This is a genomic window from Sphingomonas ginsengisoli An et al. 2013, from assembly GCF_009363895.1.
Lineage (GTDB): Bacteria > Pseudomonadota > Alphaproteobacteria > Sphingomonadales > Sphingomonadaceae > Sphingomicrobium > Sphingomicrobium ginsengisoli.
On record NZ_CP045434.1, the window covers coordinates 158,542 to 181,061 of the forward strand.

The 22,520-nt window shown below is 68.6% G+C and carries 26 protein-coding genes; 11 read left to right on the forward strand and 15 right to left on the reverse strand.

Annotated elements, in window-relative coordinates:
* Positions 1 to 26: 26 nt before the first annotated feature.
* A complete protein-coding gene (locus tag GCU42_RS00815; protein ID WP_240309523.1) occupies positions 27 to 836 on the reverse strand; it encodes an energy transducer TonB in 810 nt (269 codons plus the stop codon).
* 226 nt (positions 837 to 1,062) lie between these two features.
* On the opposite strand from GCU42_RS00815, the gene GCU42_RS00820 reads away from it, so the two are divergent.
* The 4 genes from GCU42_RS00820 to GCU42_RS00835 all read left to right on the forward strand — a co-directional run bounded on the left by GCU42_RS00820 (position 1,063) and on the right by GCU42_RS00835 (position 4,565).
* On the forward strand, positions 1,063 to 1,998 hold the full coding sequence (locus GCU42_RS00820; RefSeq protein ID WP_114228283.1) for an ABC transporter ATP-binding protein: 936 nt from the start codon (positions 1,063 to 1,065) through the stop codon (positions 1,996 to 1,998).
* Positions 1,995 to 3,488 carry an ABC transporter permease gene (locus GCU42_RS00825; protein ID WP_114228282.1) on the forward strand — a complete coding sequence of 498 codons (1,494 nt, stop codon included), beginning with the start codon at positions 1,995 to 1,997 and terminating at the stop codon, positions 3,486 to 3,488. Before GCU42_RS00820 ends, GCU42_RS00825 begins: the two co-directional genes overlap by 4 nt.
* A gap of 96 nt (positions 3,489 to 3,584) precedes the next feature.
* Positions 3,585 to 3,992, forward strand: a complete 408-nt coding sequence (locus GCU42_RS00830; protein WP_114228281.1) for a hypothetical protein — start codon at positions 3,585 to 3,587, stop codon at positions 3,990 to 3,992.
* 180 nt (positions 3,993 to 4,172) lie between these two features.
* Positions 4,173 to 4,565: a DUF2147 domain-containing protein gene (locus GCU42_RS00835; RefSeq protein ID WP_162789281.1), complete on the forward strand. Its 393-nt coding sequence runs from the start codon at positions 4,173 to 4,175 to the stop codon at positions 4,563 to 4,565.
* Between the two features lie 18 nt (positions 4,566 to 4,583).
* Here the strand turns inward: GCU42_RS00835 and parE are convergent, their stop codons facing one another.
* Positions 4,584 to 6,566 (reverse strand): DNA topoisomerase IV subunit B, encoded by a 1,983-nt coding sequence (parE, locus tag GCU42_RS00840; RefSeq protein ID WP_114228279.1) that lies wholly within the window; start codon positions 6,564 to 6,566, stop codon positions 4,584 to 4,586.
* Positions 6,567 to 6,639: 73 nt separating this feature from the next.
* Entirely contained in the window at positions 6,640 to 7,443 is an 804-nt protein-coding gene (locus GCU42_RS00845) for a DUF7847 domain-containing protein (RefSeq protein ID WP_114228278.1), read from the reverse strand.
* Positions 7,444 to 7,556: 113 nt separating this feature from the next.
* Between GCU42_RS00845 and lipB the strand changes: the two genes are divergently transcribed.
* The 3 genes from lipB to GCU42_RS00860 all read left to right on the forward strand — a co-directional run bounded on the left by lipB (position 7,557) and on the right by GCU42_RS00860 (position 9,019).
* The gene (lipB, locus tag GCU42_RS00850; protein ID WP_114228406.1) at positions 7,557 to 8,216 is read left to right on the forward strand and encodes a lipoyl(octanoyl) transferase LipB; all 660 of its coding nucleotides are present in this window, start codon (positions 7,557 to 7,559) and stop codon (positions 8,214 to 8,216) included.
* An 85-nt stretch (positions 8,217 to 8,301) separates the two neighbouring features.
* Complete coding sequence (locus tag GCU42_RS00855; RefSeq protein WP_114228277.1) at positions 8,302 to 8,565, forward strand: hypothetical protein; 264 nt, start codon at positions 8,302 to 8,304, stop codon at positions 8,563 to 8,565.
* A 94-nt stretch (positions 8,566 to 8,659) separates the two neighbouring features.
* Positions 8,660 to 9,019, forward strand: coding sequence for a hypothetical protein (locus GCU42_RS00860; RefSeq protein WP_114228276.1), 360 nt, complete (start codon positions 8,660 to 8,662; stop codon positions 9,017 to 9,019).
* Here the strand turns inward: GCU42_RS00860 and queE are convergent.
* The 11 genes from queE to GCU42_RS00915 form a co-directional block, all read right to left on the reverse strand.
* Entirely contained in the window at positions 9,016 to 9,648 is a 633-nt protein-coding gene (queE, locus tag GCU42_RS00865; protein WP_114228275.1) for a 7-carboxy-7-deazaguanine synthase, read from the reverse strand. The genes GCU42_RS00860 and queE overlap by 4 nt on opposite strands.
* Positions 9,645 to 10,343, reverse strand: a complete 699-nt coding sequence (queC, locus tag GCU42_RS00870; RefSeq protein WP_114228274.1) for a 7-cyano-7-deazaguanine synthase QueC — start codon at positions 10,341 to 10,343, stop codon at positions 9,645 to 9,647. Before queC ends, queE begins: the two co-directional genes overlap by 4 nt.
* A gap of 145 nt (positions 10,344 to 10,488) precedes the next feature.
* Positions 10,489 to 10,884 carry a DUF3617 domain-containing protein gene (locus GCU42_RS00875; protein ID WP_114228273.1) on the reverse strand — a complete coding sequence of 132 codons (396 nt, stop codon included), beginning with the start codon at positions 10,882 to 10,884 and terminating at the stop codon, positions 10,489 to 10,491.
* A 22-nt stretch (positions 10,885 to 10,906) separates the two neighbouring features.
* Complete coding sequence (gene hslO, locus GCU42_RS00880) at positions 10,907 to 11,806, reverse strand: Hsp33 family molecular chaperone HslO (protein WP_114228272.1); 900 nt, start codon at positions 11,804 to 11,806, stop codon at positions 10,907 to 10,909.
* A 49-nt stretch (positions 11,807 to 11,855) separates the two neighbouring features.
* On the reverse strand, positions 11,856 to 12,062 hold the full coding sequence (locus tag GCU42_RS00885; RefSeq protein WP_114228271.1) for a hypothetical protein: 207 nt from the start codon (positions 12,060 to 12,062) through the stop codon (positions 11,856 to 11,858).
* A 69-nt stretch (positions 12,063 to 12,131) separates the two neighbouring features.
* Complete coding sequence (locus GCU42_RS00890; protein ID WP_114228270.1) at positions 12,132 to 12,341, reverse strand: cold-shock protein; 210 nt, start codon at positions 12,339 to 12,341, stop codon at positions 12,132 to 12,134.
* A gap of 194 nt (positions 12,342 to 12,535) precedes the next feature.
* Positions 12,536 to 14,137, reverse strand: coding sequence for a M48 family metallopeptidase (locus tag GCU42_RS00895; protein ID WP_114228269.1), 1,602 nt, complete (start codon positions 14,135 to 14,137; stop codon positions 12,536 to 12,538).
* A gap of 16 nt (positions 14,138 to 14,153) precedes the next feature.
* Entirely contained in the window at positions 14,154 to 14,792 is a 639-nt protein-coding gene (locus tag GCU42_RS00900) for a LemA family protein (RefSeq protein WP_114228268.1), read from the reverse strand.
* A 75-nt stretch (positions 14,793 to 14,867) separates the two neighbouring features.
* Positions 14,868 to 16,058 carry an aspartate aminotransferase family protein gene (locus tag GCU42_RS00905; protein WP_114228267.1) on the reverse strand — a complete coding sequence of 397 codons (1,191 nt, stop codon included), beginning with the start codon at positions 16,056 to 16,058 and terminating at the stop codon, positions 14,868 to 14,870.
* A 122-nt stretch (positions 16,059 to 16,180) separates the two neighbouring features.
* Positions 16,181 to 16,678: a hypothetical protein gene (locus tag GCU42_RS00910; protein WP_114228266.1), complete on the reverse strand. Its 498-nt coding sequence runs from the start codon at positions 16,676 to 16,678 to the stop codon at positions 16,181 to 16,183.
* A 109-nt stretch (positions 16,679 to 16,787) separates the two neighbouring features.
* Positions 16,788 to 17,639: an ABC transporter permease gene (locus GCU42_RS00915; RefSeq protein WP_114228265.1), complete on the reverse strand. Its 852-nt coding sequence runs from the start codon at positions 17,637 to 17,639 to the stop codon at positions 16,788 to 16,790.
* 77 nt (positions 17,640 to 17,716) lie between these two features.
* On the opposite strand from GCU42_RS00915, the gene GCU42_RS00920 reads away from it, so the two are divergent.
* Both GCU42_RS00920 and GCU42_RS00925 read left to right on the forward strand, forming a co-directional pair.
* The gene (locus GCU42_RS00920; RefSeq protein WP_114228264.1) at positions 17,717 to 18,421 is read left to right on the forward strand and encodes a GcrA family cell cycle regulator; all 705 of its coding nucleotides are present in this window, start codon (positions 17,717 to 17,719) and stop codon (positions 18,419 to 18,421) included.
* A gap of 12 nt (positions 18,422 to 18,433) precedes the next feature.
* Entirely contained in the window at positions 18,434 to 19,489 is a 1,056-nt protein-coding gene (locus GCU42_RS00925; RefSeq protein ID WP_114228263.1) for a phytanoyl-CoA dioxygenase family protein, read from the forward strand.
* 4 nt (positions 19,490 to 19,493) lie between these two features.
* Here the strand turns inward: GCU42_RS00925 and hemF are convergent, their stop codons facing one another.
* Complete coding sequence (hemF, locus tag GCU42_RS00930) at positions 19,494 to 20,369, reverse strand: oxygen-dependent coproporphyrinogen oxidase (RefSeq protein WP_114228262.1); 876 nt, start codon at positions 20,367 to 20,369, stop codon at positions 19,494 to 19,496.
* A 252-nt stretch (positions 20,370 to 20,621) separates the two neighbouring features.
* On the opposite strand from hemF, the gene petA reads away from it, so the two are divergent.
* Positions 20,622 to 21,185, forward strand: a complete 564-nt coding sequence (gene petA / locus GCU42_RS00935) for a ubiquinol-cytochrome c reductase iron-sulfur subunit (protein WP_114228405.1) — start codon at positions 20,622 to 20,624, stop codon at positions 21,183 to 21,185.
* Positions 21,186 to 21,196: 11 nt separating this feature from the next.
* Entirely contained in the window at positions 21,197 to 22,516 is a 1,320-nt protein-coding gene (locus GCU42_RS00940; protein ID WP_114228261.1) for a cytochrome b, read from the forward strand.
* The last annotated feature ends 4 nt before the right edge of the window (positions 22,517 to 22,520 follow it).

Below are 22,520 nucleotides of genomic sequence, written 5' to 3' on the forward strand. Positions count from 1 at the left end.
AAAAGTGGGGCGAAATCGAGATGGTGTCAGTCGTCGTCAGGGCCATCGTCTGGCGCCTCGCCACGCGGCGCGCGCCTGCGCACCCACTCGTGCTCGTTCGTCTCGGTCCAGGCGTCGATCGGACGGCCGGCACGGTCCACCGCCGGGCCGAAGCGCAATTTGCGCAGCGCTCCCTGGCAGGTCGCGGCATCGAGCCCGGGGGAGCCCGAGGAACGAACGATGCGGCAGTCGGTGACCTGGCCGAACCGGCTGACCCGCAGGCGGAAGAACACCCGGCCGCTGGGGCGCTGCGCCTGCACCGCCGGGGGAACGTCAGACCACGCCAGCTCACCGCCAAGATATTCGGGGCCGTCTTCGCTGCCCCCGCCACCACCGCCGCCGGTCCCGTCGCCGCTCAATCCTGAGCCAAGCCCGTTGCCGACCCCGCCACGGCCGGTGCCGGGGCCGATTACCGGCGCCGCGCCGGCGGCGGGCGCGGTGCCCTGGCCCGCGACCGGCGCGGCGGGCAGCGGCGGGGGCGGGGGGAGCACGATCAGGGGTTTGGGCGCGACCACCGGGGTCGGCGTGTTGCGCTTGTTGGGCGGCGCCGCCGCGCCCTCGGGGTCCTTGGGCTTGTGGGACGGCGTCGGCTTCTTCTCGGGCGTCATCGGCACGACCGGCGGCGGCGGCGGCGGCTCGTCGCGCAGGCTGATCACCGCCAGTGGCTGCTGCAGCGCCGCCGGCACTGGCGTCACCCCAAGCCCGGTCAGCAGCGCCCAGCCCAGCGCGACATGGACCAGCGCCACGATCGCGAACGAGCGCGCGCTGTCACGGCGGTCATGGAGGCTGCGGCGCATGGTCACTTATTGTCCGACGCCGGCTGAACGGACCGTGTCATCGGCGCCTGGTGGGGCTGGGAAGGGCGATAGCTGAGCACGGCGGCGTAACGAGCCTGCCGTCGAAGCGGTTGCCTCCGTCGTTGGTCGAGCCGAGCCCCGCCTTGGCCGGAACGAGCACGGGTTGTCACTTGCCAAGCCGACCTTGCGCGCGTCACTTCGATTCCGGGCAAGACAGGGGACGGCGGTGGCGTCGCGTAATGAAGCAACGGCCTTGCGGCTGGACGCGGTCAGCAAGAAATTCGACCAGACGCTAGCGGTCGACGACCTCAGCTTCACGGTCCGCGAGGGGGAGACCTTCGGGTTCCTCGGCGGCAACGGCGCTGGCAAGACCACCTCGCTGCGGATGGTGCTCGACATCATCCGCCCGACCAGCGGGAGCATCTCGGTGCTCGGTCGTGCCCCGGGACGCGAGAATGCCGCGCTGATCGGCTTCCTCCCCGAGGAACGCGGGCTCTACCGCCAGATGACCGCGCTCGACACCATCATCTATTTCGGGCGGCTCAAGGGGATGACTCCCGGCGATGCGAAGCGCGAGGGGCTGGCGCTGCTCGACCGCTTCGGGCTCGCCGCCAACGTCAAGTCGACGATCGACAAGCTCTCCAAGGGCATGGCGCAGAAGGTCCAACTCGCCGCCGCGGTGGTCAACCGCCCGCGGCTGCTGTTGCTCGACGAGCCTTTCTCGGGGCTCGACCCGGTCAACCAGACGCTGCTCGAAGACGAGATCCGTCGCGCCACTGCCGACGGCGCGACCGTGGTCTTCTCGACCCATGTCATGCAGCACGCCGAGCGATTGTGCGACCGGCTGCTGTTCCTCGCCAAGGGCCGCAAGCGCTTCGAAGGCACGCTCGACGAGGCGCGCGCGAGCCTGCCCGCGCGGCTGACGATGGTGGCGCGCCAATCGCCCGCGGCGCTGCCCGGCGTCGCCTCGGCCACCCGGCTCGGCAGCCCCGAACCCGGCTGGGAGGAATGGGAGGTCCACCTCGCTCCCGGCGCCGACGCGGGCGACCTGCTCGAACAGTCGGTCGCACAGCAATTCGCGCTGCGCCGCTGCGAGCAGCAGCGCCCCGGCCTGCACGACATCTTTATCCACCTTGTCGGACCGGCGGAGGCCCGCTCGTGAGAAACATCCTCATCGTCGCCGCGCGCGAGTTCAAGCAGATCACCGCGATGCGCAGCTTCTGGCTGACGCTGCTGATCCTGCCGATCGCGCTGTCGTTCGGGCCGCTTGCGGGCAAGTTCCTCAAGGACGATGCGGCGTCGCGGCTGATGATCGTCGATCGCTCGGGTGGCGCAGTCGCCGCCGCGCTCAGTGCGCGGATCGACGCCGATCAACAACGCGAGGTGCTGAGCGGGCTGTCGCGCTACGTCCGCCGCCACGACCTCGCGGCCGCCGGGCCCGGGCAGCCGTGGGCCGAGCACGATCGATATTACACCGACGCCGACGTCGCCGCCTTCCGCGCTGCCGGCGGCCTCCCCGCCGCCCTGAAGGCGATCGACCGGATCAAGCCGTCGGGCCTGCCCGACTATAAGGCGCCCGACCCCAATTATGCAGTGGTCCCGACCGCCCCGGCGCTCGCGGCGGCACCGCCCGCCGGGCTCGACGCCGCCGCCCAGCCGTTGCTTCATCCCGCCGACAAGAACGCCAAGCCCATCGACACCATCCTGGTGATCCCGGCCGACTTCGCCCGCACCGGCCAGGCCCGGCTGCTCGCCAACTCCGACCCCTCGCCGCGGCTGATGGGAATGGTCCAGGACGTGCTGACCCGCCAGCTCCGCACCGGCTTCCTCCAAAGCCAGGGTCTCAGCCCTCAGGCCGCCGCCGCCGCGGGACAGATCGCGCCCGCGCTCGCCGTCGCCACGCCCCCGCCAGGCGGCGGGCTCAAGGAGGCGATGGTGGTCCGCTCGGTCCTCCCGCTCGCGGTCTGCTACCTGTTGATGATGAGCCTGATGTTGTCGGGCAGCTGGATGCTCCAGGGCAGCGTCGAGGAGCGCGGCAACAAGCTGATCGAGACCGTCCTCGCCTGCGTCAGCCCCGAGGAATTGATGTATGGCAAGCTGATCGGCACTGTCGCGGTCGGCATGCTGATGATCGGCGTGTGGATCCTGTGCGGGGTGTTCGCCGCCACCGCTACCCAGGGCGCGATCGCCGACTTCATCCGCCCCGCGGTCGAGCCGCTCAAGTCGCCGACGACCTGGCTGACGATGATCTACTTCCTCGTCGTCGGTTACGTCTCGATCGCCATCTTCTTCCTCGCGATCGGGGCGATGACCGAGTCGATGCGCGAGGCGCAGGGCTATCTGATGCCGGTGATGCTCGGCCTGATCCTGCCCGTCACCCTGCTCATCCAGGCGGTGCTGAGCGGGCAGGGCGGGGTTGCGCTGACGGTGCTGACCTTCGTCCCCATCTGGACCCCGTTCACCGTGCTCGCGCGGCTCGGCAGCGGGATTCCGACCTGGCAGGTGCTGGTCGCCGGCGCGCTGCTGCTCGCCTGGACCGCGCTCCAGCTGGTGATGCTCGGCCGGCTCTTTCGCCACAGCCTGCTCGCCACCGGCCAGAAGCCGACCCTGCGACAGCTGTTCGAGCGATTGCGCACCTCTAAGGCCGACTGACGAGGTCGTTCCACCGCCGTAAGTGAAATCGGGTTCATCTCGCAACCGAGCAGCGGAAGTCGCCGTTTCCCCGGCTTCTGACAGGAGAAAATTGCGATGATGAAGACCTTGATCGTCCTCGGGGCGGCGAGCGTGGCGCTGGGCGCGCTGCCGGCCGAAGCCCGGACCTATTCTAACACCGTGGCCTGCAGCGGCTGGCGCGACGGCCAGTGCGTCGCCTGGAACCGGCTGACCAACAAGCAGGTCCGCGACATCGCGGTCGGCACCGAATTCGGCGCCAACTACAGCTATTACACCCCCTACGATCAGATCCCGCAGGCGGTGGTGACGCAATATCACCTCGCCCCGACTAACCGCTATGTGACCGCCGAAGGCTACACTTACGTGGTCGATCCCTCGACCTACAAGGTCACCCAGGTGATCACGCCGACCACCACCACGACCACCACCACGCAGGTCCAGCCGACCGGGACCGCGGTCCCGCCGCCGCCGCCGGGCCAGTGAGCTACTCCCTCCTCCCGAGTGAGTAATGGGCGGTCGGTCCCCCTTGGGGCCGGCCGCCCCAGTGGTGCATGGGACCCACCGCCGGCCCTTGCAGATGCCCGCCGCCCGACGGATGATGTGTGGCAGCGGTGATCGCCGCCGGCCTTTCAGGAAATGGGAATGCTCATGCGCCGCCAAACCTTGCTTCGCACAATCTTGGCCTGCTCGGTGCTGTGGGGTGGGGCCGCCGAGGCGGCGTCGGTCGCTGGCAAGTGGATCAACCCGTCCCGGAGCGTGATCATCGACATCAAGCCGAGCGGCGGCCGGCAGATGTGCGGTGTCGTCGTCTGGGCCTCCGAGCAGGCCAAGCGCGACGCCCGGCGCGGCACCCCGCACCTCGTCGGCACCCAGCTCCTGACTGGCCTCCACAACACCCCCGACGGCTGGCGCGGTAATTTGTTCGTGCCCGACGTGAACCTGCGCGCCTCGGCCAAGCTCAGCCTCGAAGGCAATGCGCGCCTCAAGGTGTCGGGATGCAAGGCGGTCTTGTGCAAGACTCAGCTGTGGGCGCGCACCAACCGGTCGCGCGCCTAAGGACCTAAACCGCGATCTTTAAGCGTCGAGTTCCTCGTCGCTGATCGCGCTCGCCCGCGCCTGGATGAAGGCGAAGCGGTGCTCGGGGTTCTTGCCCATCAACCGCTCGACCAGATCCTTGACAGGCTGGCGGTCCTCATACTGGCTCGGCAACGTCACCCGCAGCATCGAGCGGGTGGCCGGGTCCATGGTGGTTTCCTTGAGCTGGTTGGGGTTCATCTCGCCCAAGCCTTTGAAGCGGCTGACCTCGACCTTCTTGCCCTTGAACTCCTTGGCCTCGAGCTCGGTGCGATGCGCGTCGTCGCGGGCGTAGAGCGTCTTGTTGCCGGCGGTCAGCCGGTAGAGCGGCGGCTGGGCAAGGAAGAGGTGCCCGCGGCGGACCAGCTCGGGCATCTCCTGGAAGAAGAAGGTCATCAACAGGGTCGCGATGTGCGCCCCGTCGACGTCGGCGTCGGTCATGATGATGATCCGCTCATAGCGCAGCGCCGCCTCGTCGAACTTGTCCTTAATGCCGCAGCCCAAGGCGAGCTGGAGGTCGGCAATCTCGCTGTTGGCGCGGATCTTTTCGGCGGTCGCGCTGGCGACATTGAGGATCTTGCCCCGGATCGGCAGGATCGCCTGAGTCTTGCGGTTGCGCGCCTGCTTGGCGCTCCCGCCCGCGCTGTCGCCCTCGACGATGAACAGCTCGGTCCCCTCGGGGTCGTCGCTGGCGCAGTCGGTCAATTTGCCGGGCAGGCGCAGCTTGCGCGCGCTGGTGGCGGTCTTGCGCTTGACCTCGCGCTCGGCGCGCCGCTTCAGCCGCTCGTCCATCCGCTCGATGATCGAGCCCAAGAGCGCGCGGCCGCGGTCCATGTTGTCGGCGAGATAATGGTCGAAATGGTCGCGCACCGCCGCCTCGACGAAGCGCGCGGCCTCGAGGCTGGTCAGGCGGTCCTTGGTCTGGCTCTGGAAATGCGGATTGCGGATGAAGACGCTGAGCATCAGCTCGACGCCATTGAAGACGTCGTCGGGGGTGATGTCCTTCGCGCGCTTGTTGCCGACCAGGTCGCCGAACGCGCGGATGCCCTTCGACAAGGCGGCACGCAGGCCCGCCTCATGGGTGCCGCCGTCGGGGGTCGGGATGGTGTTGCAATAATAGCTTTCGGCGCCGTCCGAATAGAGCGGCCAGGCGACCGCCCACTCGGCGCTGCCCTGGCCTTCGGGAAAGTCCTGGCGGCCGGCGAAGGGGACGTTGGTGACGCACGGCCGCTCGCCCAATTGCTCGTTCAAATGGTCGAGCAGCCCGCCGGGGAATTGGAAGGTGGCGGTTTCGGGCACGTCGGCCGACGCCAGCGACGGATCGCACTTCCAGCGGATCTCGACCCCGGCGAACAGATAGGCCTTCGAACGGGCGAGCCGGTAGAGCCGGCCGGGATCGAACAGATTGTCGGACCCGAAGATCTCGGGATCGGGATGGAAGGAGACGCTGGTCCCGCGGCGGTTGGGGGCGGCGCCAATTTCCTCGAGCGGTCCGGTGGCGGCCCCGCGCGAAAAGACCTGGCGGTAGAGCTTCTTGTCCTTGGCGACCTCGACCACCGTCTCGGTCGACAGGGCGTTGACCACGCTGACGCCGACGCCGTGGAGACCGCCGGAGGTCGAATAGGCCTTGCCCTCGAACTTGCCGCCCGAGTGGAGCGTGGTGAGGATCACCTCGAGCGCCGACTGGCCAGGGAACTTGGGATGCGGGTCGACCGGGATGCCGCGGCCGTTGTCGGTAACGGTCAGGCGGTTGCCCGGCTCCAGCGTGACCTCGATCCGGCTGGCGTGACCGGCGACCGCCTCGTCCATGCTATTGTCGATCACCTCGGCGGCGAGGTGGTGGAGCGCGCGGGCGTCGGTCCCGCCGATGTACATTCCGGGACGGCGACGGACGGGCTCGAGCCCCTCGAGCACTTCGATCGCGCTGGCGTCGTAGCTGTCGGGGGTTGGGGTGGCGCTGGATGTGCCGAAAAGGTCCGTCATGATGCGCGGGAACGTATAGGGACCGGGCCGCGTCTGCCAAGCGGCGACTGCGTCGCGCCGCCGGCCTCACGCGTCACGGCGCGTGCGGAACGGTGGCGCTGCCGTGCGACGCCTGGCGGTAGAGCCGCGCCAGCATGACCGAATAGGGCACCAGCACCAGCAATTCGCCAAGCAGGCCGAGCCCCGAAAGCAGCAGCGCCGCGACGCTCATCGGCTCGGGTTTGCCCAGCGCGAGGATCACCAGCGAGCCGAGCACCGCGCTCAGCGCCAGCGTGACGATCAGCAGCAGGGCGAGGAATAGCAGCACGAAACCGAGCAGGCGCAGCGTGCGGCCCTTGGTGAGCTGCCAGCTGCGGACCAGCAGCCGGATCGGATTGCCGCCCTCGGCCGCGGCGATCGAGACCGCAAACTGGAGGCGGGCGAGGATCACCACGCCGATCACCAGCCCGGCGAGGAAGGCGAGCGCGGCGGCGGGGCTCGGCTGCTGCTGCGCGCTGGTGGCGATCAGCGCCGGGGCCATCAACGCGGTCAGCGGGATAAGCAGCAGGACGGTCGCGCCGAGCACCGCGGGACCGCGCAGCAGCCCCGAGCGGAGTGCGTCGCCGACCCGCTCGTCGGAATGCAGCGCGAGCTGGGCGATCCCGACCAGCCCGCCGAACCGGGTCCAGGCGATCAGCACCAGCGCGACGAGCAGGGTCAGCGAGGTCGCGCTCGCGTTCGTCGCGGCCGCGGCCATCGCCGCCGGGCCCATCACGGTGCCGATCAGCAGTTGCGGGAGGACCAGCGTCATCAGGCCGAGCGGCCAGATCAGCCGCCCGTCGCGGGCAAGGATCGCGCGGGTCTCGTCCCAGGCCGCCGAAAACGACAATTTGCTCACCCGATCACACTCCCCTGGCGCAGCGCGCCTTGCTCTGGCCCGCTTATGGTGGCGCGGGCGGGGCGAGGCAACGGCTTGCGGGCGCCGCGCCGACGCGCCACCTGTCGAGCGCGATGGACTATGACGGGATCGAGTGGCGGGTCAGCGATCGCCTGGTGCCTTATCCGGAGGCGCTGGCGGCGATGGAGGCGCGGGCCAGGGCAATCCGCGAGGAGGGCGCGCCTGAGCTCGTCTGGCTGCTCGAGCATCCGCCGATGTTCACCGCCGGCACCAGCGCCGACCCGGCTGAATTGTTCAACCCCCAGGGTTTCCCGGTGTACGAAGCCGGACGCGGCGGGCGCTACACCTACCACGGCCCGGGGCAGCGGGTCGGCTACCTCATGCTCGACCTCGACAAGCGCGGCCGCGACATCCGCCGCTTCGTCCATTCGCTCGAAGGCTGGATGATCGCCGCGCTCGGCGATGTGGGCGTGGTTGCGCGGCGCGAGCCCGGGCGGATCGGCATTTGGACCGGGACCGGCCCTTCCGAGGCCAAGATCGGCGCGATCGGGGTGCGGGTGAAGCGCTGGGTCACGCTCCACGGCTTTGCCATCAACGTGTCGCCGGATTTACATCATTTCGGCGGTATCGTGCCGTGCGGAATCGCCGACTTCGGGGTGACCAGTCTCGCGGCCCTCGCAAATAAGGCCGGAACAGCCGAGCTGGACGCGGCGTTATGGGCGCACTTGCCTGAATTCCTTGTGGATTTGGGGGAGGCGACGATGCCCTCTTGAGGGGGGCGTCTAGTCACACTATTGTGCGGGCGATTTGTGACGCGGGCAAACCGCGCCAGATCGATTTTTCCGAAGGGAGTCTAGAATGCGTGCTCTTATCCTGGTCGCTGGTGCGGCCCTCGCTGTTTCGGCGTGCAGCAGCAACACCACTGCGAACAACACCACCGAGGACGTCAACCTCACCACCGACATGAATGCCGGCATGACCGACATGAACGCCGGGATGACCGACATGAACGCGACCGACGCGAACATGATGATGAACTCGACCGACGCCAACATGTCGTCGAACATGTCGTCGAACAGCATGACGACCACCACGACGACCAACACCACCAACGCGATGTAAGTCCAAACGCCCCCCTCGCAGGGGGCGTTGGCTTTTGGAGAGGCTGTCGGCATAAGCCGGCAGCCTCTTTTCGTATGCGGAGCCCTTCCAGCCCATGATCCGGACCTGCCTCATCGCCGTGGCCGCGCTCGCCCTTGCTGCCTGCAACAAGGAACGGGCGGCCGAGGGCAACCAGGCCTTCAGCGACGAGGACTTCACCAGCCAGGCGATCGTCGCCAACGACGTCACCGCGATCGACGCGGCGACCGGCGACGCGGCCAACATGGCGGCCGACGTGCCCGCCGACGCGGTGCTCGACAATGGTGACGAAGGCGACGGCGGTGCAGCCCCTGCTCCTACCCAGCGAAGCCCGGCCAAGCCGAAGCGCCCGGCCAGTAGCCAGAGCGATCCATCCACCCCGAGCCAGCCGGCCCCGGCGGCACCGGCCGCCGCCACCGGCAATACCGCGGGCTAGGGCAGCCCGACCAGCTTGTGCGCCTGCAGCGTCAGGCGCCACTTCGGCCGCGCCATCGCCAGCGCGATCGCCGCCTCGACCGCCGCCGCTCGCTCCGGCCCATCCATCGGCTGGACGAGGAAATTCGCGAAATCCCATCCTTCTAGCGCGGCCGGGTCGATACCCTCCTGCGGCCAGACCAGCTTCAACTCGTCGCCGGCGCACTGGACGACCTCGGTTCCCGCCTTGGGGCTGACGCACAGCCAGTCGAGCCCGGGCAGCGCGGGGAGGGTGCCGTTGCTCTCCATCGCCACTCGGAAGCCGCGCGCGTGCAGCGCATCCAGCAGCGCTGCGTCGAGCTGGAGCATCGGCTCCCCGCCGGTGATCACCACCAGCCGCTCGGCCCTCCCGGCCCCCCACGTCGACTCGACCTGCGTCGCCAGCGCGTCCGCCTCGGCGAACTTGCCCCCGCCAGGCCCGTCGGTGCCGACGAAATCGGTGTCGCAGAAGCGGCATTGGGCAGTGGCGCGATCGGCCTCGCGCCCGCTCCACAAATTGCAACCGGCAAAGCGCAGGAACACCGCCCGCGCGCCCGCCTGCACCCCCTCGCCCTGGAGGGTGAGGAAGCATTCCTTGACCGCGTAGCTCACGGCTGGGCGTAGTGGGTGGGGTCGGGCAGCCCGGCGTCGGCGAAGCCCTTGGCGCGCAGCCGGCAGGCGTCGCATTCGCCGCAGGCGCCGCCGAGCGCGCCCGGATCGTAGCAGCTGTGGCTGATCCCCGCGTCGAGCCCGAGCCGCGCCGCCTCGCGAGCGATGTCGGCTTTGGTCATCTGCTGCAAGGGCGCGCGAATGGTGAAGCGCTGGCCCTCCACCCCGGCCTTGGTGGCGAGGTTGGCGAGGTTCTCGAACGCCGAAACGAACTCGGGCCGGCAGTCGGGATAGCCCGAATAGTCGAGCGCATTGACCCCGACATAAAGGTCGCGCGCGCCGGCCGCCTCGGCCCAGCCGAGTGCGAGGCTGAGAAAGATGGTGTTGCGGGCGGGCACGTAGGTGACCGGAATGCCCTCGCTCAGCCCATCCTTGGGTACCGCGGTGTCGCTGGTCAGCGCCGAACCACCGAAGCCGGTCAGGTCCATCGGCAGGACGATATGCTGCTCGGCCAGGTCGGCGGCGATGCGGCGCGCGGCGGCGAGCTCGACCCGGTGGCGCTGGCCATAGTCGATCGTCAGCGCGAGCACGGCGAAGCCCGCCTCACGCGCCAGTGCGGCGCAGACCATCGAGTCTAGCCCGCCCGAGAGGAGGACGACGGCGCGGCGGCCCGCGGCGGGGGTGGAAACGTCGGTCATTGCGGCGGCCACTTAGAGGCGCGCGACCCAAAAAAGAAGGGCCGCCCGAAGGCGGCCCAGGTTCGGGGCAAGCCCGATAGGGAGGAAAGCGTGCCCCGAAGAAGAGACACCCCATTCTCATAATCCCGGAGTGCTAAACAAGAGCTTAATGAATGCGACAAGCGTCGGATTTTCTGGCGAATAATGCGGTCTGGAACGGACCGCCGCCATGGATTCCCTGGATGTCGAGCTTGAGCGAGCGCGGGGTCACCGCGGTCAGTCGGGCCTCGCCGAAGTCGCCGCCCGGACAATTGTAGCGGATCACCGTTTCGCTGCCCGATTGCGAGAGGATCGTGCGGTGGCACTGGCGCCCGCGTTCCTCCCACTGGGCGAGGGCGGCGAAGTCATGCACGCACAGGCTCACCGCGCGCTCGCCGGTGGCGCTGCGGCTGACCGACCACAGCCCGGGTTCGAGGCTCTTGAGGGTCGGGCCCGCCACCGCCGCCAGCGCGGCCGCCGGGGCTGCGACGAGGACGAACAGTGAAGGCAGGAAACGGCGCATTTCTGCGTATCTTACCACGTCTTCAGGCTTGGTCGAAGTGGACCGGGAAACTCGTCGAACAGAATTCACAATCGACCCGAATGAGCCCGTCGTCGCCCTTCATCGCCTCACGCTCCTCAGCCGGAAAGCGGGCGATCACCGAGCGAACATAGTCGGGGTTGCAGCGGCAGCCGCGGCTGAGAGGCTGAAGCGCCAGCGTGCGCACCTCGGGCTCCTCATGGAACAGCCGCCAGACCAGCTCCTCGAGCGGCAGCGCGCGGTCGGTCAGCTCGGCCTCGCCGACGGTCTGCGCCAGCGCGGCGACATGGTCCCAGTCGGGATGGTCCATCCTGGTGTGCAGCCGCTCGCGCCCGACCTCGCCCTCGGGGAGGTGCTGGAACAGGATGCCGCCGCCGACCCAGTGGCCGTCCTCGTCCTTGCGCGCGGCCAGGCGAACGATGCTCGGGATCTGCTCGGACTGGCTGAAATAGCTTTGCGCCGCCTCGGCCAGGCTCGCGCCCTCGAGCGGGACGATGCCCTGATAGCGCTCGTCGGTCGCCGGCTGGTCGAAGGTGATGGCGAGGTAGCCGTGGCCGAACAGGCTCGCGAGGCTCGGCGTGCGGGCGTCGGCCAGCCGCGCCGGATCGTGGCGGACATAGCCGCGCAGCTCCCCATTCAGATAATCGCACACCAGCAGGTCGACGATCCCCTCGGTGGTCTGCGCCTGGAGCGTCAGCTGGCCGCCCGGATCCTTGAGCAGCGCGCCGAGCAAGGCGGTCAGGGTCAGCGCCTCGGCGAGCAACTGCTCGATCTGCGGCGGATAGTCGTGGGCGGAGAGGATGCTGTCGAGCACCGGCCCGAGCCGCGCCGCGCGGCCCCGGGCCGACCGCGAGGGAATGGTGACGCCGAGCGCCACGTCGAGAGTCTGGATGTCGGGGGTCATACCGACGAGCAGATAGGAAGCGTGTCCGCCGCCAACAAGCGAGCGGCAATCAGTCCGCTAAGGGCGCGCTTTCGCTGGCCGCGCGGGCGGCGGCGTTGGCTTCGCGGTGAGCGTTGGTGCGATGCAGGCGCTCGGCCATCGCATCCCATGCCAGCGCAGCGTTGAGGTTGCGCTCGCGCACGTTGCTCAGCGTCGAGCCTTCGGCCTCGCTGCGGCAATGGGCGGCGCGTTCGGTGTAGAATTCGAGGGTCGACATAGGCAGGGCTCCAGGCTGGCGGAAAAGCGAAGGGCCCGCCGCGATCGATCGCGGCGGGCCCTCGATGCGTTAGGAAGCGGCCTGGAGGTTGACCGCGCTGTTGCGTCCGTCCCGGCCCGACTGCAGCTCATACTGAACGCGCTGTTCGCGATCGAGCGTGCGCATGCCGGCGGCTTCAACGGCCGTGATGTGGACGAAGGCGTCGCCGCTGTTGTCGTCGGGCTGGATGAAGCCATAGCCCTTGTCGGCGTTGAAGAATTTGACGGTGCCGTTGATCATTTGAGTATGTCCTTCTCGTGCGGCGCCGCGAACTGCCGAAGCGCCGGCTAGGAGCGGCGTGAGGAGAAGGAGAAAAGGTGCCGCAAAGCGCCCGTAGACCGTCAACTTGCGACTGATAGCGATGTTCATGTGGGCGCTTGGCGGCGATTTTGCAAGTTTGGGGCCGTGGCGGGGCAGGCGGGGCCTGGGCTTCGTCAGGGCTTCCAGTTGCGGTCGCCGAGCTGCTCGGAGGTGGCGTCGACCAGCCCGAACCCGCGTTTGAGGAGGTCGGGGCGGAAGATCGACAGGCCGATCATCCCGGCGATGAACAGGAACATCAGCAGCGGCGCGGCGCCGAGGTCGGGCGGACCTGGGTTGGCGGCGGCCTCCTTGCGCTTGGCCATCTCGGCCTGCTTGGCGGCGCGCTGGGCGGGCGAATAATCATAGCCGGGGCAAAGACCGTCGGGATAGGACGGCCCCTCGCAGAACGGCCCCGAATCGGCGGTCCGCGCCCACTCCACCATCGCCCCCGGGCTGAAGGTCCGCACGGCATGGCCGAGGTCGCCGTCCCTGGGCCACCAGAAGACCAGGCTGAACACCACCGCCATCGCCACCGGGATGATCAGCTTGGGCTTGATCCCGAGCAGGTTGCGGCGGTCGCTGCCGCGCCATTCCCACCAGGCGAGCTGCGCCTGCTGCCACTGGCGATAGGCGTCCGGATCGGTGAAGCGCAGCGCCAGCAACTGGAGGGTCGGGGTCGGCGGCTGCTGGAGCGGGCGCCCGTCGGCGTCCGCCGGGTAAAGCACTCGCCGCTGCTCCTGCGGCGCGGCGACCCCGAAGCGGCGGCGAACCGGCGCGCGCGTGTCGCGACGCGAGCGGCCCGGGTCCATCAGCCCGGCGCCGAGCGCGCGGATGGCGGTCAGCCGCTCGGCGATCCCTGGATGGCTGCCACCCTCGAAATCGGCGGGGCCGTCGAACAGCAGCCCCTCAACGCGGGTGCTCCCGGCAAAGGCGCCGCGGCGATGGACCTTGTCGAGCGCCGACAGCAGCGCCTCGGGATAATGGGTGACCCGCACCGCCTCGACGTCGGCGACATGGTCGCGCGACAGCTTGATCCCCCGCCGGGCCAGCCGGGCGAGCGCGAGCGACAGCATAGTGACCCCGCCGCCCGCGAGCAGCAGCAGCAGCATCGGCGGCAGCAGGATGACGAGGAGGAGCTGCTGCCACTGCTCGATCCGGAAGGGATTGTTGACCTGCCACAACAGCGCGGTCCGCATCAGCGCGTGGTTGGCGGCAAGGATGCGCGTGTCGCCCTGGCGGACGTGCGACGCCTCATGCGCGAAGACGGCCAGCAATTCGTCGTCGTCGAGCCGGTCGAGCAGCCCCCTGGTGGCGACCATCAGCCCCGCCGCCGGACCCTCGCCGACGGTCAGCGCATTGGCCTCGCCCGCCTCGATCACCCCGAAGCGCGGGAAGCGCACGCCGAGCGTGGTGCAGGCCTGCTCGGCGATGGTGACGAAGCGCGGCTCCTCGGCGCAGGTGACGGTGCGCACATCGAGCATGCGGGCGACCGCTTCGGCATGATGGCGGTAGAGCCGCCAGAACATGAAAGCGCTCAGCAGCGCCACCGGCAGTCCGTAGCGCAGCAGATAGCCGAGCGGATTGGTGAGGATCGTATGCTCGGGATCGACCAGCAGCAGGACGAGCGTCAGCGCGAAGGCGGCGATCAGCTCGAACGAGAGGACGTAGAGCAGCAGCAGCAGCCCGGCGAAGCGCCGGCTCGCCGCCGCATGACTGACGTAGCCCTTGGCGGCCACCGCCGGACGCCGGCCGTTAGAGGCTGATCGAGATGGGTTCGGCGAAGTCAGCGCGGCGCTCGCCCAAGCTGAACTTCTCGCGCGGCTCACCGCTGTTGCGGCCGATGAGATTGCCCGGGAAGGCGCGCTTCACGCCGTTCAATTCCTCGACGCACAGATTGTAGAAGCGCCGCGCGGCGGTGATCTTTTCCTCGGTGCGGATGAGGTCGGTGCGCAGCTGGCGGTAATGCTCCGAGGAGTGCAGCTCGGGGTAATTCTCGCTGACCGTGAACAGGTTTTGCAGCACCCCGGCCATCTGGTTGTTGGTGATCCCGGCATTGTCGCCCGAGGTCAGCGCTTCTAGCGCCGCCACCCGGCCGTCGAGCACGTCGCGGATGACCGACTGCTCGCGGTTGGCGAAGGCGCGGACTACCTCGACGAGGTTGCCGATCAGCCCTTTGCGCTCAACCAGCAGCGCGTCGACATCGCCGTAAGCGGCATCGGCGCGCTCCTCGAGCTGGCCGATCAGCTGATGCTGAGAGCGCCACATCCACAGCACCACCGCAAGCGCGACCAGGATTAGCCACACATACCAATGGTCGAGCAGGAAATTGGTCGCCCGGATGGCGCGCCCGGCCAGGTCGGTCGCCTGCGCGAAATTCTGCGGCTGATTCACGACTCGGCACTCCCCCTCAAGAGCTGGTCAGGGGAGGGTGTTATCGCATTTCGGGACCGCAGGGGTTAACGCCGATTAAGCGGCCTGCGCCGGAACCTCATAAGCGGCCGACGCGGCGCTCAGTCCATCGACGAAGGCGCGGATGTCGGCTTCCTCGATGATCAGCGGCGGGAGGACACGCACCACATTGTCGCCCGCCGCGACGGTCAGGATGCCCTGAGTGCGCAGGTAGCCGACAAAGGCGCGGCTGTCGGTCTTCATCTTGATGCCGAGCATCAGCCCCATCCCGCGGACGCTCTCGAACAGATGGTCGTGGTTGGGCATCATCTGCTCGAGCGCGGCGCGCAGCCGCTCGCCCATGGCCCGGACGTGCTCGAGAAATTCCGGGTTGGCGACCACGTCGAGGACCGCTTCGCCCGCCGCCATCGCCAGCGGGTTGCCGCCATAGGTCGAGCCGTGGGTGCCGATCACCATCCCCTGCGCCGCTTTCTCGGTGGCGAGGCACGCGCCCAACGGGAAGCCGCCGCCGATCCCCTTAGCCGAGGCGACGATGTCCGGGACGATGCCATATTGCTCGTGCGCGTAGAGCGTGCCGGTCCGCGCCACCCCGCACTGGACCTCGTCGAGCACCAGCATCAGGTCATGCTCGTCACAGGCAGCGCGCAAGCCCTTCATGAACTCGGGGGAGGCGGGGCGGATGCCGCCTTCGCCCTGCACCGGCTCGACCAGGAAGCCCGCCGTATTCTCGTCGATCGCGGCCAGCGCGGCGTCGAGATCGTCGAAGGCGACGACCTTGAAGCCTTCGAGCAGCGGGGCGAAGCCGTCGCGCAGCTTGGCCTGATCGGTCGCGCTGATCGTCGCCATGGTCCGCCCGTGGAAGGCGTTGGAGAAGGTGATCAGCGTGTGCTTGTGCGGATTGCCGCGCGCATGGTGATAGCGGCGCGCGGTCTTGATCGCGCACTCGACCGCCTCGGCGCCCGAATTGGTGAAGAACACCGTATCGGCGAAGGTCAGGTCGACCAGCCGCTGCGCCAGCCGCTCGCCCTGCGGCGAGCCGTAGAGGTTGGAGACGTGCATCAGCGTCTCGGTCTGCTTCTGGATCGCGCCGATCAGGTGCGGGTGGCTGTGGCCGAGCAGGTTGACCGCGATGCCGCTGGCGAAGTCGAGGTAACGCTCGCCGCCCTCGCCGATCAGATACACGCCTTCGCCCTTGACCGGTCGCACCTCGCAGCGCGGGTAGACGGGCATGAGCGGCGTGATGGCCATGGCGGCAGGGTCCTTGTGCTTGGCTGACGGGTTGGGGGTCCTTTAGCCGGGGGAGGGCCCAAAAGAAAAGGCGGCCCGGGTCGCCCCGAGCCGCCAATTTCTGTTCGCTTCAGAAGCGACGCTTAGCCGGGATAGCGGCCGTGGTCGTCCTCGTAGCGGTCGTCGCGGCCGTCGCGGTCACGATCGTAGCGCGGGTCGCCATTGTACCCGTTGCCATACTGGCCCTGGTTGTTGTTCCAGCCGCCACGCCCGTCGCGCGCCTCGGCGTAGATCCGGCGCTCGAGGTTCTGGAGGCGCCACTCGACGTCACGGCGATCGCTGCCACGCAGGCCGTTGTAGCCGGTGCGGGCGATCCGTTCGCGCAGATACTGAGCCTCGTTGCGCAGCCCGCGATACTCGCCGCGGCTGAGGATCCCGCGCTGACCGAGCATGTCGATCCGCTGGGTCAGCCGGTCGATCCGGACCATGTAATTCTGGCCGCCCTGGTTGTAACCGTACTGCTGGCCATAGCCGGGCTGGCCGTAGCCGTAAGGCTGGCCCTGGTAGTATTGGGCGGCGGCAGGCGCCGCGGCGGCCAGCGCGCTGGTGGCGACGGCGGCGGCGATGATGAACTTGCGCATGATGCATTCACTCCCTTCGAGTGGTGATGGGAGTGATCTACCGATTCGCCGGTGTGACGACCCTGAACGCGCTCGTTAGGCCCCATTCACCTGGCTTAACGGAGCGGGCTCAGTTCTTGATCTTCCACCCGCTGCGCAGGAGCGTGTAGCAGAGCGCCCACAGCGCGAGGTTGAGGATGCCTAGCCCGATCGCCCCGACGGCGAGCGGGGAATCCGCGGCCTTGAGAAAGCCGTAGCGGAAGCCGCTGATCACGTAGAAGAACGGGTTCGCATGGCTGATCGCGCGGAAGGTCGGCGACAATTGCTCGACCGAATAGAAAGTGCCCGACAGCAGCGACAGCGGCGCGACCACGAAATTGGTCACTGCCGCCGCATGGTCGAACTTCTCCGCCCAGATCGAGGTCAGCAGCCCGAGGAAGCTCAGCAGCAGCGACCCCATCAGCCCGAACCACAGAGCGGCGAGGGGATGGCGGACCCAGACATGGACGCCGGGGAACAGGCTCATCGCCAGCCACACCGCCCCGCCGACCAGGAAGGCGCGGGTGACCGCGGCACCGATCAGCCCGGCGATCAACTCCCCAGTCGACAGCGGCGGCATCAGATAATCGACGATCGTGCCCTGGATCTTGCCGACCAGCAGCGAGAAGCTCGAATTCGCAAAAGCGTTCTGCATCATCGCCATGACGATGAGGCCGGGCGCGATGAAATCGGCGAAGGGGACGCCCAGCACCATCCGCCCGGTCCGTCCCATCGCGACCGTGAAGATGACCAGGAACATCAGCGTCGTGACCGCCGGCGCCCACACCGTCTGGGTCTGGACCTTGAAGAAGCGCCTGACCTCCTTCACATATAAGGTCTTCAGGCCTCCCCAGTTCACGCCGGTAAGGCGGGCTTCGCCGGGCGCGCTGCGCACCCAGGCGGCGGTCGTCGGTGACGGGACGGGGGACGGCTGGTTGTTCACGGTGGAATCGCCTATCGGCTGCGGCTTCGCGCCGCAATGGCGGCACCTGCCAAGCCAGGAAAGAGTTTAGAAAAGTCATGAGCTGGACCGACGAGCGGATCGACCGCCTCAAAGCGATGTGGACCGCGGGCAAGACCGCCTCGCAGATCGCCGACGAATTGGGCGGAGTGTCGCGCAATGCGGTGATCGGCAAGGCGCACCGCCTCGGCCTCGATTCGCGTCCTTCCCCGGTCAAGGGCGGCGACGAGAAGCCGGCCGAACCCGCGCCCGCGCCGGCCGCCGCCACGCCCAAGCAGACCGCCAAGCTGGTCAGTGAGCCGACCCGGGTGAAGGAACGTCCGCCGATCGCCGCCGCGCTCGAGGCCGCCGCCCCGATGCCCCCGGTCGCCGCTCCGGCGCCGGCCGCCCCGGCCTCGCCGGGCACGCCGACCAAGCCCGAACCGACGATCCAGTATCGCTCGATCGGGCCGGGCGGCTTCGTCCGCCAGGGCCCGGGTGAGCAGCAGGCGCCGATCCCGCCCGCCCCGCCGCGCCGCCTGGTCCCGGCCAAGCCGAGTGCCGAGGTCGCCGACAAGACCAGCCTGCTCGAATTGAACGACCGCATCTGCAAGTGGCCGATTGGGCACCCGGGTGAGCCCGACTTCCACTTCTGCGGCAATGACGCGAACCCGGGCTTCCCTTATTGCGTCCAGCATTGCGGCGTCGCCTACCAGGCGCAGCTGCCGCGGCGCGATCGCCGGCCGCCGCCGCCGCTGCCGTTCGGCGGGCCGCGGGTCCGCTAAGCCCGGCGCGTCATGCGCTGGGCGCGATGGTGGCGCGCGCCCTGGTGGCTGGTGGCGCTGGCGACCGGCGCCAAGAGCTTCGCCGATAGTCCGCTGCTCGGCTCGCGCCGGCTGAATGCGCGCGGGCTTCATGCCGTCCGCGTCCGGCTGGCGCACGCGCTGACCGCGCAGCGCCGCCGCCGCCTCGCCGCCGCGGTGCCGCCGCACTGGCGCGAAGCGTTCGACCGCGACGGTTATGTCGTCGTCCCCGACCTGCTCTCGCCCGCCGAGCTCGAAGCGGTTCGCCGCACCCTGAGCGAAGAGCGCCTGCCGATGCGTGCCCACCTCCAGGGCGACACGATCACCGCGCGCGTCGTGCTCGACCGCCCGGCCATGGCCCGCCTGCCGGCGCTCGAGCGCCTGCTTAAGCGGCGCGACCTCCGCGCGCTGTTCGCCTATGTCGCGGGGACCCGCGCCCCGCCGGCCCACTTCCTCCAGACCATCCTCGGCGGCGCCGCCCCCGGCGACCTCCCCGATCCCCAGGTCCACCTCCACGCCGACGCCTTTTATTCGTCGATGAAGGCGTGGCTGTTCCTCGCCGACGTCGCCGACAACGGCCGCCCGCTGACCTATGTCGCGGGCTCGCACCGGCTCACCCCGGCGCGGCTGGCGTGGGAGCGCGGCCGCAGCCTCACCGTCCTCGAGCATGGCGACCGCCTCTCGCAGCGCGGCTCCTTCCGCGTCGAGCAGGAGGAATTGCCCGGCCTCGGGCTCCCCACGCCGACCCGCTTCGCGGTCCCCGCCAACACGCTGATCGTCGCCGACATGTTCGGCTTCCACGCCCGCGGCGATGCCGCCAAGCCGACCACCCGGGTCGAGCTGTGGTCCTACAGCCGCCGCGCGCCCTTCCTCCCCAATGTCGGCGGCTGGCTGCTCGCCCCGCTGGCGGGCTCGCGCGGTGGGCTGGTCTATCGGCTCACCGACTGGCTTGATCGCCGGGGACTACGGCGCCAGCACTGGCACGACATCGGACTGCAGCCCGCGGCCGCGCCCGACCTCGGCGACGGCCCGCCCGAACGCCTGCTCTAGCTGCTCAAGCCCAGCGGGCGAGCGGGGGCAGGCTCATCAGAATCGCGTCGATGTTGCCGCCGGTTTTGAGCCCGAACAGCGTCCCGCGATCGTAGAGCAGGTTGAACTCGACATAGCGCCCGCGAAACTCGAGCAATCGCTCCATGTCGGCGTCGGTGAAGGGCTGGTCCATCCGCCGGCGCACCAGCGGCGGGAAGGCCGCGAGGAACGCCTCGCCGACCGCACGCGTGAAGGCGAAATTGGCGGCGAATGCCTCTTCGCTGTCGCTCTCCAGCCGGTCGTAGAAAATCCCCCCGACCCCGCGCGCTACTTGGCGGTGGGGGAGCCAGAAATACTCCTCCGCCCACTTGGAAAAGCGCTCGTAATAGTCGCAGCCGTGCGCGTCGCACGCGGCCTTGAGCTCGGCGTGAAAGGCTTCGGTGTCATCGGCATAGGGCAGGGCGGGGTTCAGGTCCGCGCCGCCCCCGAACCAGCGCTTGCCCGTCGTCAGGAAGCGCGTGTTCATGTGCACCGCCGGCACGTTGGGATTGGCCATGTGCGCGACCAGGCTGATTCCGGTGGCGAAGAAGCTCGGGTCAGCCTCGGTGCCGGGGATGCTCTTGGCGAACTCGGGACTGAAGGCGCCGTGGACGGTGGAGACGTTGACCCCGACCTTCTCGAACACTCGGCCCGCCATCTGCCCGCGCACGCCGCCGCCGCCCTGTCCTGAGCCGGTCGAAGGGCCAGGGGCGCCGTCGTGATCGGTCCGGTCCCACGGGGTGAACACGAACGCCGCGTCGCTGCCGGCCTCGCCTTCGATCGCCTCGAACTCGGCGCAGATGCGGTTCCGCAAACTCTCGAACCAGGTGCGGGCGGCCGATTGCTGGGGGTCAAGCTCCATGGCGCGGGCCGATAGGGCAGATGCGCCGCCACCGCAAAGGCCGCGCTGGCCGAGAGGTGACAGCGCCGTAACTTCCACTTGGCGGACGCGGTTCGCCTCGCTATCAGCACCGCCAATCCGTCCCGGCCCGTCCGTGACGGCTTTCGTCATAGGCGTTCACCGGCTTCGCGCAGGTGGCGTCAGCTTAGCGCTGACCTCTTGAAGGGTTTTGGGATTTCGATGGCTACTGTGAGTGATCCCGCGCAGCCGATCATGCCCGGTGAGCCGGTCACGGACGCTGCCGACGGGCATTCGGACGGCGTTCGCCGGCGCGACTTCATCAACATCGCGGCGACCAGTTTCGCCGGGGTCGGCGCGGGCGTCGCCGTCGCGCCGCTGCTGATGCAGTTCGCCCCCTCGGCCGACGTGCTTGCGCTGTCGACCACCGAGGTCGACATCTCCAAGATCAAGCCCGGCCAGGGCATCAAGGCGGTGTGGCGCAAGCAGCCGGTGTTCATCCGCAACCTGCTGCCCAAGGAAATCGCCGAGGCCAATGCCGTCGACGTCTCCACCCTGCGCGATCCCCAGACGCTGGCCGAGCGGACCAAGCCCGGCAAGACCAACTGGCTGATCACGCTGGGCGTCTGCACCCACCTCGGCTGCGTCCCGCTCGGGATTGGCGAGGGCGAGACCCGGGGCGAGTATGGCGGCTATTTCTGCCCCTGCCACGGCTCGGTCTACGACACCGCCGCGCGCATCCGCAAAGGCCCGGCGCCGAAGAATCTCTTCGTGCCCGAGTATAAGTTCACGTCCGCCACCGTCGTCCAGATCGGCTGAGGTAAAGAGCAATGAGTTTCGCCTGGGCCAAGCCCTACGAGCCGAAGTCGGCGTTCACCAAGTGGGTCGATCAGCGTCTGCCGCTGCCGCGCCTGGTCTATGGCGCCATCGGCGGCGGCTATCCGGTGCCGCGCAACCTCAACTATTTCTGGAACTTCGGCGTCCTCGCCGGGCTCGCGCTGGTGATCCAGATCGTCACCGGCATCGTGCTGGCGATGCATTATTACAGCTACGCTGGCGGCGCCTTCGACAGCGTCGAGCGGATGATGCGCGACGTCAACGCCGGCTGGGTGATCCGCTACGTCCACCAGACGGGGGCGAGCTTCTTCTTCGCGATCGTCTACATCCACATCTTCCGCGGTCTCTTCTACGGGTCGTACAAGGCCCCGCGCGAGATGGTGTGGATGCTCGGCGTGGTCATCTACTTGCTGATGATGGCGACCGCCTTCATGGGCTACGTCCTCCCCTGGGGGCAGATGAGCTACTGGGGCGCGCAGGTCATCACCGGCTTCTTCTCGGCGATCCCCGTGGTGGGTGAGCCGCTGCGCATCTTCCTGCTCGGCGGTTACGCGCCCGATCAGGCCGCGCTGACCCGCTTCTTCTCGCTCCACTATCTGCTGCCGTTCGTGATCGCGGGCGTGGTCGTGCTCCACATCTGGGCGCTTCACATCCCGGGTTCGTCGAACCCGACCGGCGTCGACGTCAAGGACGAGAAGGACACGCTGCCCTTCCACCCGTTCTATACCGCCAAGGACGGCTTCGGCATCGGCGTCGCGTTGATCATCTTCTCGATCTTCGTCTTCTTCCTGCCGTTCGCGCTCGGCCACCCCGACAATTACATCGAGGCGAACCCGCTGGTGACCCCGGCGCACATCGTCCCCGAATGGTATTTCTGGCCCTTCTACGCGATCCTGCGCAGCTTCACGGTGGACTTCATCCTCCCGGCCAAGCTGTGGGGCGTGCTGGCGATGTTCAGCGCGGTGCTGCTGCTGTTCTTCCTGACCTGGCTCGACCGCTCGCCGATCCGCTCGACCAGTTATCGTCCGGTCTACAAGATCTTCTTCTGGATCCTGGTCGCCGACCTGATCCTGCTCGGCTACGTCGGTCAGGCGCACATCACCCCGGTGAACGTCGCGCTCGGTCAGATCGCCGCCAGCTACTACTTCCTGCACTTCCTCGTCATCCTGCCGCTGGTCTCGAAGTTCGAGAAGCCGCTCCCGCTGCCGAATTCGATCAGCGAGAGCGTGCTCCACGGCGAGCATGAGGAAAGTGCACCGTTCGGCCTCGCCACGACGGGCGGGTCGACTACGGCTCCGGCTGCGGCCGAATAAGGGG

Bases quoted from the DNA above. Each gene is read 5' to 3' on its own strand.
- GCU42_RS00815 (WP_240309523.1), bottom strand. From the start codon at position 836: ATGCGCCGCAGCCTCCATGACCGCCGTGACAGCGCGCGCTCGTTCGCG.
- GCU42_RS00830 (WP_114228281.1), top strand. From the start codon at position 3,585: ATGATGAAGACCTTGATCGTCCTCGGGGCGGCGAGCGTGGCGCTGGGC.
- parE (WP_114228279.1), bottom strand. From the start codon at position 6,566: ATGACGGACCTTTTCGGCACATCCAGCGCCACCCCAACCCCCGACAGC.
- lipB (WP_114228406.1), top strand. From the start codon at position 7,557: ATGGACTATGACGGGATCGAGTGGCGGGTCAGCGATCGCCTGGTGCCT.
- GCU42_RS00855 (WP_114228277.1), top strand. From the start codon at position 8,302: ATGCGTGCTCTTATCCTGGTCGCTGGTGCGGCCCTCGCTGTTTCGGCG.
- GCU42_RS00860 (WP_114228276.1), top strand. From the start codon at position 8,660: ATGATCCGGACCTGCCTCATCGCCGTGGCCGCGCTCGCCCTTGCTGCC.
- queC (WP_114228274.1), bottom strand. From the start codon at position 10,343: ATGACCGACGTTTCCACCCCCGCCGCGGGCCGCCGCGCCGTCGTCCTC.
- GCU42_RS00875 (WP_114228273.1), bottom strand. From the start codon at position 10,884: ATGCGCCGTTTCCTGCCTTCACTGTTCGTCCTCGTCGCAGCCCCGGCG.
- hslO (WP_114228272.1), bottom strand. From the start codon at position 11,806: ATGACCCCCGACATCCAGACTCTCGACGTGGCGCTCGGCGTCACCATT.
- GCU42_RS00885 (WP_114228271.1), bottom strand. From the start codon at position 12,062: ATGTCGACCCTCGAATTCTACACCGAACGCGCCGCCCATTGCCGCAGC.
- GCU42_RS00890 (WP_114228270.1), bottom strand. From the start codon at position 12,341: ATGATCAACGGCACCGTCAAATTCTTCAACGCCGACAAGGGCTATGGC.
- GCU42_RS00905 (WP_114228267.1), bottom strand. From the start codon at position 16,058: ATGGCCATCACGCCGCTCATGCCCGTCTACCCGCGCTGCGAGGTGCGA.
- GCU42_RS00910 (WP_114228266.1), bottom strand. From the start codon at position 16,678: ATGCGCAAGTTCATCATCGCCGCCGCCGTCGCCACCAGCGCGCTGGCC.
- GCU42_RS00920 (WP_114228264.1), top strand. From the start codon at position 17,717: ATGAGCTGGACCGACGAGCGGATCGACCGCCTCAAAGCGATGTGGACC.
- GCU42_RS00925 (WP_114228263.1), top strand. From the start codon at position 18,434: ATGCGCTGGGCGCGATGGTGGCGCGCGCCCTGGTGGCTGGTGGCGCTG.
- hemF (WP_114228262.1), bottom strand. From the start codon at position 20,369: ATGGAGCTTGACCCCCAGCAATCGGCCGCCCGCACCTGGTTCGAGAGT.
- petA (WP_114228405.1), top strand. From the start codon at position 20,622: ATGCCCGGTGAGCCGGTCACGGACGCTGCCGACGGGCATTCGGACGGC.
- GCU42_RS00940 (WP_114228261.1), top strand. From the start codon at position 21,197: ATGAGTTTCGCCTGGGCCAAGCCCTACGAGCCGAAGTCGGCGTTCACC.